Consider the following 13391-nt stretch of genomic DNA (forward strand, 5'->3'; position numbering starts at 1 on the left):
AGAGTCAGCGAATGAGCCTCTCGACGTGCTCCACCGGGTAACTGTGCCAGCGCCGGTTCCATGTGTCTTTGGGGCTGGTGTTGCGGTCGTGGACGCGGGCCACATACAGGTGCTGGTCCGGGTTGGTGGCAATGCGCTTGTCCCGCACCGACCAGACAAAAGCGTTGTCCTCCCCCACATCGATATCGGCGAACGGCGCACTGCGCCAGAACTCGCGCAGGTAACACAGCGTGCCCCCACACACCCAGGGTGTGCGCCCGTCATACACATACTGCCAGGCCCGGCGCGCGTCTGGCGCATAGAAGAACACCTTGTCCAGGCCGCAGATGTCGGCCCCCTGGCCGCGCAAGGCCTTGACCTGCGAACTGAGCCAGGTGGGCGCCATCCAGTCGTCGTCGTCCCAGTGTGCAATCACCTCGCCGCGCGCCAACTCGCAGGCCATGTTGCGCTTGGCACCAAGGGTGGATTTGCGGTCCAGGCGCAGGTATCGGATGCTGCCGTGCGATGGGATCAGATCGGCGACGCTGTCGCGCCCGTCGTCCAGCACGATCAGTTCGCGGGGCTCATAGTCCTGCGCCAGAAAGTTCCGAATGGCCTGGGGCACAAACTCACGCCGGTCTGCGGTGGGCATGATGCACGACACCAGCGGCATCGCGGGCGTCGGCGAGCCCTCTGTGCCAACTGCGCCAACAGCGCCAACAGTGTCGCCTGTGCCACCGGGGGCGGCAGGAAAGTAGAAATCGCGATCATCGTCCGACAGGCATTCCGGGGCAGGCACCAGGGTCCAGGCGGCCTGCTGCAGGTAATGGCCTTCCTTGAACTTCCAGGTGTTCCCATCGTGGCGCACATAGATGCACAGCGAACGCCCCGAGATGCGGCACAGCCGCGCACCGCCCCGCAGGGTCTTCAGCAGGAAATCCGCATCCTCCCGCAGCGAGGTATCGGGATACCGCCCATGATGCTCCCACAGGCTGCGCCTGAAAACCAAAGTGCCGCCGCTCACGTTTTCTACAAACAACCGGCGAAACAGTGCCCGGCTGCTGGCCCAGAACTCCGCCAGCGGCCGGGCCATGAACAGCATGTCGTTGAGCCCGGCGACATCCGCCAGGTTGTGCAAAATGGGCGCGGCCTGGCGGCTCAGGCGCTGCGCGCCATACCAGTCGTCATCGTCCCAATGCGCGATCAGTTCGCCCCACGCCACGCGGACCGCTTCATTGCGCTTGGCGCCGATGCTGGTGCGGGCCGGCATTCGGATGCAGCGGATGCGCGGGTCATCAATGCCAGCAGGGAGGTCGGACTGCTCCTCGTAGACGATGATGAGTTCCAGCGCGGGATAGTCTTGCCGCTGGAAGTAGCGGATCGACTGCGCAACAAAGGCCGCTCGCCCCCGCGTGGGCATGACACAGCTCAGCAAAGGTGATGAGGTGGCCGCAGGCACCAGTGGTGCGGGATCCACATTGCCAGGCAGTGGCACGAAGATACGCATCTGCTCGGGCACGGCAAAGTAGCGGCAATCGTCTCCCACGCAGTGGCCGTGGTAGGGCGGCGCCTGCGGGTGGCTCTCGCGGCGCCAGGCACAGAACCGGTCCTGGTACAGCCGTTTGTTCGCCTCCAGCAGTCCATCGTGGACAGGCGCCAGCACCGCGCAGCGGGGCGCACGGTGCACAAAGGCGCCCTGCACCCAAACACCCAGGAAGCCGGCGCGGGCGGCGCGCACGTTGTAGTCCATCTCCCAGCATGGGCCTTGCGTGTACGCCGTGTCCGCTGCGCCAATGGCGGCCACCACCTCGTTCTTCACCACATAGCAGAAGTCCGCCAGGCTGTGCAGAGGTGACAGGGGTACCCAGGCATTGCCATAGCGCGCCAGCAAGGCATCCGCTTGGTCCCACAGCGCTTCCTGGGTGCTGCCACAGTTTGGTGCCACGGCCTGTTCATTCCACCCCCGGTTGGTGGAGGGGCCCGCCAGGCCATGGCTGGCGTCGCTGTCCAGCGCGGCCAAGAGCAGCTCCAGCCAGCCGGGGCAGACCCGCACGCCGTTTTCCAGAAACACATAGATGTCGGCAGGCTCGCTCACCAGCTGGTTGAAGCAGGCAGCGGCCCCCGGCTGCGCCGGGCTGAGCCGCTGCACCATAGACACAGGGGCAAGCCGCAACTGCAGCAAACCCGGGTCCTGGGATGCGGCGGCACTGTCCGGCAATATCCGCAGCCCGAAGGGCAGCGGCGTGTTCTCGAAAACACTGGACAGCGTGGCGGCCAGGCCTTCGCCCGCCCCTGTCACATGCACCCCAATCAGGATCTGGCGATCTGGTGCAGCAGTCATTCACCACTCCTCACTGGTCGCCACCAAACCGGCTCCGAGCAGCGCTTCCAGCTTGCGCCAGGGGCTGCCAGGGGCTTCGTCGCCCCAGTCATGCACCGCGTCCGCCAGTTCTTCGAGCGCAACGGCCTTGGTGTCGGCAGCCGCATAAAAGCGCGGGTAACACAGCAGCAGCTCTTCGATGCAGGCCCGCACCAAGGACTCGCGCCGGGCGATTTCCGGAGCATGGAAGGATACACAAAGGGTGGGTGGCCCCCACCGCCACAAACGGCGCCAGAGGCCGGGAATCACAGCGTATTCGCCACCCTCTATGTCCATCTTGATGAAGTTGCAGTCCTTCCCGGCATACATGTCCAGAAAGCGCTCCATGTCCACACCCCGCGCCTTTTGGCAAGGCTGGCCAGGCACATCCGGCGCGGCCAACATGCCCGACATGCTGTCCCCGAACTCACTGTGCCCTGCGTAGTAAAGACCACCGGCGTAGAGATGCAGCGGGCCAGATTCGGGGCCAATGCCGAAGGGGTGCAGGTGGATTTTTTCGCACAGCCCAGGGTTGGCTTGCACGTTGCGGTCCAGCTCTGCGAAGGCCACCGGGTCGGGCTCCAAGGCATGCACGCAGCGCGACAGTGCTGCGCCATAAAGCACCGTAGGGCCGATCCAAGCACCCAGGTCAATGTAGGAGCGGTCGGGCTGCAGGAAGCGCCGGAAGACCTCGAAGGTTTGCGGCTCCCACGCGCCGGCCTGCACCCGGTGCCAGAACGCGCACCGGGCTGCATTGGCGCGCACCAGGAAGGCCTGCGGGCCCACCGACACGCTCAGTGCTTGCAGTGCGCTCTCGGCGCCAGGGTCACAGGTTGTCATCGCCCGCGCCATCCGTAGACTGCCAGATGGTGAACGGCGCGGGGCCGCCATACGTGGCGCTGAACTCAAAGGCATTGCCTTCAAAGATGAATCCGGGCACGTTGATCTTGCACCACACGGCACCAGCGTAGGGGCTGCTGCCCGCCGCCAATGTCATCTGGATGCGCACGTCCTGTTTCCAGGAGTCCTGCGTCTGCAGCGAAAGCGGCAGGAAATAGTTGTTTCCGTAGAAGTTGGCCTTCTTGCTGCGTATCTCGCACACCAGCGTCACGAAGCTGCCACTGCTGTTGTAGACCAGCTGGAAGATGAAACGGTAGTCGGGGCTGGCGGGCCAGTCGAGGCATACGGTGTTACCCACCACCACCTGCTGTGCAGGCAAGGCCTGTGCCGGATAGATATTGACCACGCCCGGTCCCCTGGCGTACAGGGCACTGAGAGCAACATCCTCCACCGGCGAGGTGCTTTGCAGCGCGACATCGGCATCGCTGACCGGCGCACTGCAAAGCATGGGCACATTGGCCAACGGTGGCACCTGCTGCACCAAGGTGGAGTGGCTTGCCGCGCCCGAGCCATCGCAATTGAAGACATAGCCGCCCGCCTGCGTGATCACGCTCGGCGCCTGGATGCCCATGCCACACGATGGCACCACCTGCAGCTGAATCAGCTTCTGGCCCGGCAATTGCGGCGACCTCTGTAGTCGGCGCACCGTGCCGCTGTGGTCCAGGCAGACCTCAAGCCCCCAGGTGATGCCTGCCAACTCGAACACGCCGGCACCGTCATAGTTGACCTCTTGCTGCTCACGTCCCAGCCCACCGCCGGTCGATGCAGGCCAGTATTCCACGTCGCCCAGCAACAGGCCGCCCGGATTCACGGCAGTGGCGATGAAATCAACCCCCGACATCAACTCCTTCATCACCATCCGCGCCCCCGCATCGCCCTGCGCCGCCACGCCCCCTTGCTGCACCAGCGCAAAGTTGTAGATCTCGGTGCTCGCGAGTGGGTCAATGTCGTACGGCGGCGTCTGCTGGGTGGCCGACGACGCGCCCAAAATAGTGCCAAACACAAACACCCAGTCCACCCACTGGTCATCGGCCGCCATGCGCTGCAAGGAGGTAATGGCGCGTTGGACATCATCCATCAGGTAAGCCCCCGAGGCACCTCGAAAAAAGAACTCAGGGGCCATGAAGACCTTCAGGGTTTCCCCCTCGGGTGTCGGTGGAGACGCCTGCGGCAACGCATCCCGGGCCGTTTGCATGGCGCGCAACATCACATCGCAGCGCGCTTCAATGTCGAGCTTTGGATCGTTCAACCCCAGATAGGTCTTGGATCCATCGGGGTTCACCTGGGGCGCCGTGTCGAGCACGTAGCCGATGAATTGGACGTTGGTGTATGCCATGCAATTTCTCCTTGGAAAGGGTTCTGGGGACACGTGCGCGGTCATCTCAAAAGCGGGAGCAGTCCGTAGGTGAACTTGATGAGGTAGTTGACGTACACATTGAGGGGGCGCGTCTCGTTCGGGCTCACCTGCACCGCCTGCGCCTGGCCCGCGCCCGCAACCGGACCACCCGTGGTCAGCGTGCTGGCGACGCTGGGCGCGCCTGCTGCTGTTCCACTGGGGGATGTGGCCGAAGGGGCTGGTGCGCTGCTGTAGGTGTGCTCATGCGTCTGTACGGCAAACGGCTGGATGGAACCCACACCATCGCTCGCACCCTGGCCGCCAGGCGGCTGGCTGCGTTGGTCGATGTCCGGATCGTTGCGGGTGCCCGTGCCAATACCGCGAAGAAAGTAACCACGGTAGTCGGGGATGTTGAAGTTGTCGTCAGCACCGCCATACACGTAGCCCAGCACGGCAAACAGTTCGGGGTAGTCCACACAGGGCAACGATCGGCCATCGCAAACCATCCATCCCCACGCCTCCAGGGGGTTGGTGGTGTATGCGGCTGGGCTCACCGCAGCAGCAGGGCTCGCGCTGTCGGGCGGCCCCAACGTGCCAGCAAACGCCGTCACCGAACCCACGGGGAGGTCGCCAAAAGCTGGCCGACAGAAGAAGGGGCTGGTTGCCCCCGGTACCACGATCATGATGCAGCCCCCCCAAGGGCGGGCAGGTCCGCACCCCCTTCGTCGCCCGGCGCATCCAACACCTGCATGGAGGTAGGCACCACCACCTGCCAGCACGGCCCCAGGCGGTGCGCAGGACTCTGTTGCCGGGGCTCTGCATGCTTGAGGTCGTTGACCAAAGCGATGTCGTCCGCATTGACAGGGGCAAGCCGATCCGGGGCGCTCCAGAGCATGCCCGCCGAGTAAAAATAGAGAAAGGCCATGACATACGCTGGCTGCACAGGCAACAGGACACGTGCCTGTCCAGCCTGCAAGAAACTGGCGAACAAGGCATCGTCGTCGGCCGCAAGGCTCCCCAGCTCCGGCACCCCGCCTGCAGCGCCCAGGCCGGGGCTGGCATAGAAGCTGTAGGCCATCTCGTTCCACTCCAGTACTTCGTCGAAGAACTGCAGATAGCGGGGCTCATTGACCATGAATTGCGATGGCGGAGACCCCCACACGGCACCTGCGGACATGCCGGTCAGGGTCAGCAGGCGTTCCAGCAACAGGCGCAGACAGGCATTCTTCAGCTCGCGCTGCTCGATCTGCCGACGGGCCAGCGGCGAACAGACCGGTGCGGGAGACGGCGCGCCGCCGTGGGCGCGGCCATGGTATGCCGCCATCCGCTCCTGATAGCCACGCACGATGCTGGCGTAGGTACGGATGCGCCACTGGTCCATGCATCGACTGGAAGGTGCGCAGCCGATCTCCACGTTGACCTGCAACGGTTGGTCGCCGGGTGGCGAGAAGCCGGGTGGATAGTCCATCACGGACACCGGTACGGTTTCGTCCTCTCCGTGAAGAGCCACGGGACTGGCCGCAGCGCCAGGGGTCACGGTTTGCCGCCCCACCAGCACGACAGGCGCCTGTTGGCCAGGGGACGCTCCTACCCAGCTGACAAAGGCCTGGGTAGCGCCGTACCCTGCGGGAACGGCGATCTGCTTTTCTTCACCGTTGCGCAGGGTGGCCGAGGCGAAGCGCTCTGCCAGCGGGGGCGGATCCAGATCCAGCACGCCGTAGTAGGCCCCGAGCCGTGCGTAGTTGCGAGGGCCGTCCACCTTGATGTCCTCAAAGGTGGCAACCCCCATTTGCAGCGGAGACAGCGGCTTGGCGAAGTCCTGCCCCGCCAGCGCCTGCTCCTGCGCAATGAAGCCCGCTGCGGGCTGGCACACCATGAACTCCGTCATCAACCGCCGGCCGTAGTTCACAACGCACGCCTCGTACACCTTGTTCACCCAGCGGAACACGGCGCGCATGTTCCGGGTGCCCGAGGTGTTGTCGATCAGGCTGACCACCGCGTCCTCGGTCTGGCTCATCGTGCTGCTGGAGCGCGTGTGGCTGACACTGCGGCTGATGCGGTTGACCGTCTTGTTCAGGATGTCGCGTGCAAAGCGGGTGGTGTCGTCCAGCCCCGGGTTGGCGCCTTGCTGCACGGCCTTGGTCCAGGAACCATCCAGGGTGGCCTGCGTGGGAGGGCCGTAGCTGCTGGTGAACTTGTTGTACTGGTGGGTCTCGGTCGCCTCGGCCACTGTCTTGCGCGACTCTTCCTGGAGATTGCTGCGTTCGTCCGCTGCATCGTTTTGCAGGACCTGCATCTCGGCCAGGGTCTGCTTTTGCTCATCCTTTTGCCGGTGGGTTCGTTTGTGCGTGACCTCCCGGCGCTCACCGCGCATCACGTTTTCTATGCGTGCGATCTCTCCGCTTTGGTAGCGCAGAAGGCGCTGGCGCACCATCTGCAAGTCGCCAATGGCATAGGGCTCGATCCAACCGTCGGGGGCCACGGGCGGAGATCTTTCTGCAGTGCGAGCCGGTGGCAAAGGAAAAACCTGGGCCGGCAGCACCACAGTGGCCTCGCGCAGCAATGCAATTTGGGCGGCACTGATGGGGGCCGGCTGCAAGGGCGCTGGCGTCTCTGATGCGGCGCCGACTGCAGCTATGTCCTGGGCTTTGGGCTGCAATGCCACCGCGATCAGATGGGCCATCTGCAAGGTGCGGGTCAACCCATCCAGCAAGGCAGCGTCATACCCCAGGGTGATGACCAGGGCGAAGTAACTCTGCCAGACCCTGTCCAAGGTCTGCAGGTAGTTTCCAGATTCCAAACAGCTCCAGGTCAGGGCGTACCGCTGCAGCAACTGCACGACTTCTGCACGGGCGGTCGCCAGCCACTCAAGCGGCTTGTCATGAGGCGCGGGTAATTGCTCCAGCAAGGACGCAAACTGGCCCATGGGCCCGGGAAGGCTGTCCAGGTCTCCGATGAAGAGCCCCTGGTAAGGGGCATCTCCGTCAATGAACCGCAGCGCCAGTGACTGCACGGCTTCACGGCCTTGGGCGCGTGCCGCTACCAGGTCCTCAAAGAAACTGCAGCAAGGAGGGCTGGCACTGGCGTACTGGACAAAGCCATGCAAAAGATCCGAGGCTGAGATCTTGGGCCAGCGGCGCACGTACACGTAAGGAAACAGCTCCTCCGGATGGCTGTTGAGGACAGGCAGCGGCTCGACGGGATCGACCGGCGGGGCTGGCGGCACCGGCGTGGGAACAGGCGGCAATGGACTGGGAGGCTGAGGGGGCGGAAGGGGCCCACGCATGGGGCACGCTGCCATGAGGCCTTCAAAGTGGTGGTCATCCGCCTGCCCTCGCATTCCATAGTGGATGTCGGCAAAGATGGCCGTATTGGGGACGCCGTCGATGTGCACCGGCGTTTTTTGCTGCAGGTAGCCCGACACATAGCAGCCCGAGGAGAATCTGAATTCAAACGGCTGTGCGGGCCAGTGTCTGGTGACGGTGACCCGCTGGCGCTCCGACTCCCCCGAACTGCAGGACACGCTGACACAGGAAGGGACATCGTCGTGGGGTGCACGGTTGATGGTGATGTCGAAGATCAGGCAGCCATCCATGGCGCTCCATCTTCTTTGGACCATTTCGTTCACGGCATGCTTCCTGGGTGGACGGCGAGGGCTGCGGAGCATCGGCGCGGGGGCGCTGAACAGCCCCACGCACCGACGCACCGCTTCAGCACATCACAATGTTTTCGAGGTTGAACGCGAACGGCGTCGAGTTGGCGCCAGGACCGCCACCCGTCATCACAATGTCCGCGCTGGCAATGCCCAGGAGGGACAGCTCGGTGTTGATGTTGGAGATGATGGCCGAGTTCATGACCTGGCCCTGCACGACCTGGGAGGCCACACCAATCCATATGGTGGGTTTGAACTCAAACACCGCTTTTTGCTGGGGCGCGATCGAGGTCTTGATGGCCAGGAGCTTCCCGTCCTTGTAGCAACTGGCGTTGATGGCCCCCTTGGGCAGCGCGTTGAGCACCTGCACTTCCTTGGAACTGGTGCCGCTGCCTGCGCGCACGAGCCGGTCGCCAGACGTGGTCAAGGACATCTGGAACAGCTCGCCGTTCTGGGCATCCAGCTGTGGCGTGTAGTTGCCGTAGCTGTCACTGGCCCCCACCTGCATGCCCATGGGAAACGTGAACGGATGGTTGTCGCCCTGGCCACAGTACTTGATGACCTGCCAGGCCACCGACAGCTCGTCGAAATTGGTGGCGACATTCTTTTGGAATATCACGACCTCCGAGTTGTTCGTGTCGTTGGAGTTGTTGATGAAGTTGAGTTGAACGCCCATGAGTTTCTCCTGTTGGTGAAAGTGGTGGCAACACGCCATGCGTTGCCCGTTTGCCCCCCGGCCTTGAAGCCCGAGAAGCGAACTCTGTGGTTGCGGACCTGCCCGGATGGTCAGATCTGCACGATGTTTTCAAGATTGAATTCGTAGGGGGTGGAGCCCTCGCCTGGCCCACCGCCCGACATCACGATGTCTGCGCTGGCGATGCCCAACAGCGACAGTTCCGTGTTCGCATTGCTCATGACTGCAGAGCTGATCGCCACGCCCTGCGCCACCTGGGATGCAACGCCAATCCACAGCACCGGCTGGTACTGGAACACGGCCTTCTGGCCAGGTGTGACGGCAGTCTTCATGCCCACCATCCGGCCATCCCTGAAGACGCAGATATTGACCGCGCCCTGGCCCAGGTCGTTGAGCACATCGAGCTCATTGGAGGCACTGGCCAGCCCCGCACGCCGCAGGCGTCGCCCCCCCGATGCGGTGGACTCCAGCCTGAGCATCTGGCCGTTTTCTGCGGCCATGCGGGGTGAAAAATTGCCGTACTCATCGGCAACGCCCACTTCGAAACCCGCTGGGAAAACAAAGGGGTGGTAACAGTCACGTCCGCAGAACCGGATCACCTTCCAGGCCATTGCCAGCGAGGCCATGCCGGTGAGCTGGTTCTTCTGATACATCACCACCTCCGACTTATTGCCGTCGCGGGACTGGTTCACAAATCGCAGCTTGATATCCATGGGGACTCCTACCTGATGTCCTGTCGCTGGGTTGCTTGGCACTGCGTTTTTGAAGCAGTGATGCGACTGTAGGCAGGCCCGCAAAGCAAAGCGATTACAGGCAATTACAGGCAGGAGCTCCACCAAACGGCGCGCGCTGGCCCCACGGCAGGAGACCGCATTTGGCGTGGAAGATAGAGAGAGAGGCGCTGGTGTCCCTGAAAATCTGGCTATAATCGCAGGCTTCGACACACAGGAGAGGTGGCAGAGTGGTCGAATGTACCTGACTCGAAATCAGGCGTAGTGGCAACACTACCGTGGGTTCGAATCCCACCCTCTCCGCCAGTACAAAAGAAACCCCGCTATCAGTTTGGTAGCGGGGTTTTTCTTTTGCCGTTGCTTGTAGGCAATCTGTAGGCACTTCGTCCAATTCCACCTTACCTTGGCGCGCATCTTTGGACACAATATCCAGTCTGCCCTCGCAATGAGCACGGGCCTAGCGTCATTGAATCCATGAAGAATCGGCCCCTCGCCATTGGCCTTTCTATGCTGTTCCTCGGCGCTAACCATGCAGCAGCGCAGCAAGAGCCAGTTCACATTCGCGGCGCAGGCTACGTCTCATGCGGCGAGTTCATGAAGCAACGGGACACCGCTGGTGCTGATTTGTTCTACGGCCAATGGGCTATGGGATATATCTCTGGGTACAACCTGAATTCCAGTCTGCAAAAGGTTCTTGTTCCAGAAACGCCAACCATTCTTCTTTACGCAGAAAAGTTTTGCCGAGAGGACCCACTTAAGAGCTTTCACGTAGCAATTTTTGCTTTGGTTTCGGAGCTTCGTTCCGAGCAAGCCGCCTCGCGCGCGCGTAACGTTCGACCGGGATATGTCATCCCCTAAAAAGAGCTGTCCAGCACCAGCACGAATCCCACAGCGGGGACTCTCCTTTATGGACTCTGAAAATTCGTTCCATTGCCGGACTCTGGCCTGTACTTTGCTGTACTTTGCGGGCTTGGATGACGAATTCCAAGCAAACCCTTTTGGACCGTGAGTTGTTCACGCAGGCCTTGCACCACATGGGAGAGGAAGACCAGCTCTACCTCAACGGATGGTTGTCGAGCGCTTGAACCTGCTGGCACAAGCCCACAGCGCGACGCAATTGGCCCAGTTCTCTGAAGGCGACGGTGTCCAATTCACGGCCAGATGGCAGCATCAAACTTGGCGTTGTGCTGCGCCAGAACAAAAAAACTCCCAGCGTTCATACCAACGATGGCCAAAACTGGAAGGTCTCGCCAAATCTGCTGCGCAAAAAAGCCCTCGATGAGCAAGGAGCCCCCAAGCACCACGCGTCAAGGGCTCGCTGACGCATGGCCATCGCAATCTGATCAATCAGGGTATGGAGCGCCCCACATAGCTGCACACCTGTGCGCGTGTGCGGTCGCTCCAGTCCACGGCTTGGAGCTCGCCCGGGTCAACCGATGGCGCGGGCTCTTGTGCCGCCCAGATGAATGCCACGGGGTAGCCCTGCCGCTCCAGATAGCGCAAGCGGTTCACGACGATGTGCCCTGGGTCTCTTGCTTCCTGGGTGGCAATGTCGGGCCAGGTGCGATGCAATGCGCTGGCAAACTCTCCCACGATGAGCGGGTAGTCCGGGTGAAAAGTATGGTGGGGTAGCGGGTCTGAGCCGTAGTAGTGAAACTGGTGCAGTCGCACTTGTAGATCGATGGAGTTCCAGTCGTCCACGGTGGCGCGCTGCACAAAACCAATACTGGAGCGATAGTCGGCACGATTGATCATGGTCACCCCTTCGCGCAAGAACGCGAGCATGGATACTCTGTCCAGCGTCGGGCTTCTGCCTGCGCGAATGTTGCCGCCTGGGTTGGTCACACACCATTCTGGTTCATTGATCAGGTCCCAGGCGTAGATCACATCCCGAAAGGTGCTGGCCGCATCCAGCAAAGGGCGCAATGCGTTGTGCAAAAACTGGGGGCGCTTGGTTGCATCGGCGATCAGCTCCCGCCTGCCGCCTTTGACAAAGCCGGATGCCAACCCATCTGCACGACCCGCCAGAAACATATGAAAATCGCAGAACACTGGCATCACTTGCATGTTGGCGGAACGAAAGATTCTCAGCGCTACCCGAAAGTCATCAATGAACGCTTGCGACAAGGCTGGAACCGTAGTTACGCGCCATGTGCCGGCCACCGCTTGTGGCGCGTCTGCCCCGACACCATAGGTAAGACCACTGCCCAGCAGCCACCACCGCACGGCAAAGAAGCCCATGCGGCGAAAACGATTCAGGTCATCCTCAAGCCGTGTGTACCAGTCCGCCCGGGTGCCCCATGGGTGTCCGCTGACACCTCTGGGCGGTTCACCAAAATCCCAGTCGTAGTGGATCCAGGGATAGTTGATGCCAATCCGCATTGCGCTACACCGCCTCAAAAAAGCGGGCATCGGTAGGCGACAGTTGTTCGATCACCGTGCCAGTGCTGCCGCTGGGGTAGAAGTTAACAAACACTTGACCATTGCTGGGATTGATGATGGGCTGCACCACCGTATATTCGACCCGGGCTGCGTTGAAGTGCAGCAAGCGCTGCGCGGCGTCGTAGCGGAACTGCCAGGTCCAGCTATCCATGAATTCATCCATGGTGGCATGCCCATAGCGCACGTATTCAGGAAATGGGTGAGTGGTCTGGTAGCGCGCATACTGCGCTACCAGTTGATCGCGGACCACGCGCTTTCTTGCAGTATCGCTACCGGGATCCGACGTGGCTGACACCGAGCCCTCCTGATCCAGAAACTGTCGGGAACGCACACGAAATTCCCCCAAGAATTGGTCGCGAGCGCCGGTGATGGGAGAGACTGCGCGTACCGCCAGTTGCGATGTGGCCCGGATACTGCGCGGCACCCAGTCGTTCCAGCTAAGGGATGGTACAGGTGTGCCATCCACCCGACTGAATCCGCCTGCGGTGAACGCAGCAATGGCACCGGCGCGGTTGGCAAACACCTCTGGGCGAGCTAAGGTAAACCCATAGTCCATGTATTCAACCCCGCCAGCAGGACGACTTTGCCGTGCAACCACATGAAAATGCTTGGGCGCCACCACCGCCAGCCGATTGCCCAGCGCCTCTTTGAGCTTGCGCAGGTAGGGCGGTGCCCGCCCGATGCGGCACCCTCGAATCAGCACCTGCGCCGGAACAGGATTACCCGAAGCGGCGTCATGAGGGCGTGGATTCAGCCATTCGTTGGCGATTTCGAGGTAGCGCTGGCTCACCGCCTGCTCCAGGTCTTCGTAGGTGATGTGTCCCACGCCCAAACTATCGAGCTTCATGAACAGCAACCCTTCGGGATTGGCATGCGAAGCAAGGATCACATGACGGATGGGTTGCGTTACTTGATCACTGCGTGCAAGGGCTTGAATCAATGATCGCAAGCTATCCACCAAAGGATCTGCAAATACCTGGGTAGCAGGCCTTTGCGAAAGCACAAAGCGCATCTGAAGATCGAATGCCGAAGTCCCCGGCACGAAAGCCAGGTCACGGGCATTGCGATCCACCTCGCGCTGGAGCGTGGCAGCCACCGAAGACGGTAAGGGATCCACAATCCGGACAAAATCGCCTGCTTGCAACCGGGTGTCTTCTGCGATGGGTGTGAGCCGGCTGCGTTCGCGCATGACCCATACCGCATTGCCCGCAATCAGCAGCGGTATGCGCCATGCCTGCACGCCACTTCGCCTCAGCAGGCGATCCAGGCGCGTGGAGCTGTCAACGACGATGTCCACG

General features: G+C 62.0%; 10 protein-coding genes and 1 tRNA gene. 2 read left to right on the top strand and 9 right to left on the bottom strand.

Annotation, left to right across the window (positions count from 1 at the left end; genetic code table 11):
* Window positions 1–4: 4 nt before the first annotated feature.
* The 7 genes from ACODS0_RS18025 to ACODS0_RS18055 form a co-directional block, all read right to left on the bottom strand.
* Entirely contained in the window at window positions 5–2320 is a 2316-nt protein-coding gene (locus tag ACODS0_RS18025; protein WP_488836223.1) for a glycosyltransferase, read from the bottom strand.
* The gene (locus ACODS0_RS18030) at window positions 2321–3178 is read right to left on the bottom strand and encodes an FkbM family methyltransferase (protein WP_488836224.1); all 858 of its coding nucleotides are present in this window, start codon (window positions 3176–3178) and stop codon (window positions 2321–2323) included.
* Window positions 3165–4574 (bottom strand): hypothetical protein, encoded by a 1410-nt coding sequence (locus ACODS0_RS18035; RefSeq protein ID WP_488836225.1) that lies wholly within the window; start codon window positions 4572–4574, stop codon window positions 3165–3167. Before ACODS0_RS18035 ends, ACODS0_RS18030 begins: the two co-directional genes overlap by 14 nt.
* Before the next feature lie 41 nt (window positions 4575–4615).
* Complete coding sequence (locus ACODS0_RS18040; RefSeq protein ID WP_488836226.1) at window positions 4616–5257, bottom strand: tail fiber protein; 642 nt, start codon at window positions 5255–5257, stop codon at window positions 4616–4618.
* A complete protein-coding gene (locus ACODS0_RS18045; RefSeq protein ID WP_488836338.1) occupies window positions 5254–8193 on the bottom strand; it encodes a hypothetical protein in 2940 nt (979 codons plus the stop codon). The genes ACODS0_RS18040 and ACODS0_RS18045 overlap by 4 nt, the downstream gene beginning before the upstream one ends.
* Before the next feature lie 91 nt (window positions 8194–8284).
* Entirely contained in the window at window positions 8285–8902 is a 618-nt protein-coding gene (locus ACODS0_RS18050; protein ID WP_121421007.1) for a hypothetical protein, read from the bottom strand.
* Window positions 8903–9012: 110 nt separating this feature from the next.
* The gene (locus ACODS0_RS18055) at window positions 9013–9633 is read right to left on the bottom strand and encodes a hypothetical protein (RefSeq protein WP_218298593.1); all 621 of its coding nucleotides are present in this window, start codon (window positions 9631–9633) and stop codon (window positions 9013–9015) included.
* Between the two features lie 234 nt (window positions 9634–9867).
* Here ACODS0_RS18055 and ACODS0_RS18060 point away from each other — a divergent pair.
* A tRNA-Ser gene (locus ACODS0_RS18060) sits at window positions 9868–9957 on the top strand.
* A 168-nt stretch (window positions 9958–10125) separates the two neighbouring features.
* Window positions 10126–10509, top strand: coding sequence for a hypothetical protein (locus tag ACODS0_RS18065; RefSeq protein ID WP_488836227.1), 384 nt, complete (start codon window positions 10126–10128; stop codon window positions 10507–10509).
* Window positions 10510–10998: 489 nt separating this feature from the next.
* Here ACODS0_RS18065 and ACODS0_RS18070 read toward each other — a convergent pair whose 3' ends face one another.
* Window positions 10999–11718 (bottom strand): hypothetical protein, encoded by a 720-nt coding sequence (locus tag ACODS0_RS18070; protein WP_488836228.1) that lies wholly within the window; start codon window positions 11716–11718, stop codon window positions 10999–11001.
* A 319-nt stretch (window positions 11719–12037) separates the two neighbouring features.
* Complete coding sequence (locus tag ACODS0_RS18075) at window positions 12038–13390, bottom strand: hypothetical protein (RefSeq protein ID WP_488836229.1); 1353 nt, start codon at window positions 13388–13390, stop codon at window positions 12038–12040.
* Window position 13391 lies beyond the last annotated feature (1 nt).

Source organism: Acidovorax sp. FG60, from assembly GCF_057808995.1.

Excerpts from the sequence above, each read along its gene's own strand:
- ACODS0_RS18030 (WP_488836224.1), bottom strand. The coding sequence starts at position 3,178 with ATGACAACCTGTGACCCTGGCGCCGAGAGCGCACTGCAAGCACTGAGC.
- ACODS0_RS18025 (WP_488836223.1), bottom strand. The coding sequence starts at position 2,320 with ATGACTGCTGCACCAGATCGCCAGATCCTGATTGGGGTGCATGTGACA.
- ACODS0_RS18055 (WP_218298593.1), bottom strand. The coding sequence starts at position 9,633 with ATGGATATCAAGCTGCGATTTGTGAACCAGTCCCGCGACGGCAATAAG.
- ACODS0_RS18070 (WP_488836228.1), bottom strand. The coding sequence starts at position 11,718 with ATGCAAGTGATGCCAGTGTTCTGCGATTTTCATATGTTTCTGGCGGGT.
- ACODS0_RS18035 (WP_488836225.1), bottom strand. The coding sequence starts at position 4,574 with ATGGCATACACCAACGTCCAATTCATCGGCTACGTGCTCGACACGGCG.
- ACODS0_RS18040 (WP_488836226.1), bottom strand. The coding sequence starts at position 5,257 with ATGATCGTGGTACCGGGGGCAACCAGCCCCTTCTTCTGTCGGCCAGCT.
- ACODS0_RS18050 (WP_121421007.1), bottom strand. The coding sequence starts at position 8,902 with ATGGGCGTTCAACTCAACTTCATCAACAACTCCAACGACACGAACAAC.
- ACODS0_RS18065 (WP_488836227.1), top strand. The coding sequence starts at position 10,126 with ATGAAGAATCGGCCCCTCGCCATTGGCCTTTCTATGCTGTTCCTCGGC.
- ACODS0_RS18045 (WP_488836338.1), bottom strand. The coding sequence starts at position 8,193 with ATGGTCCAAAGAAGATGGAGCGCCATGGATGGCTGCCTGATCTTCGAC.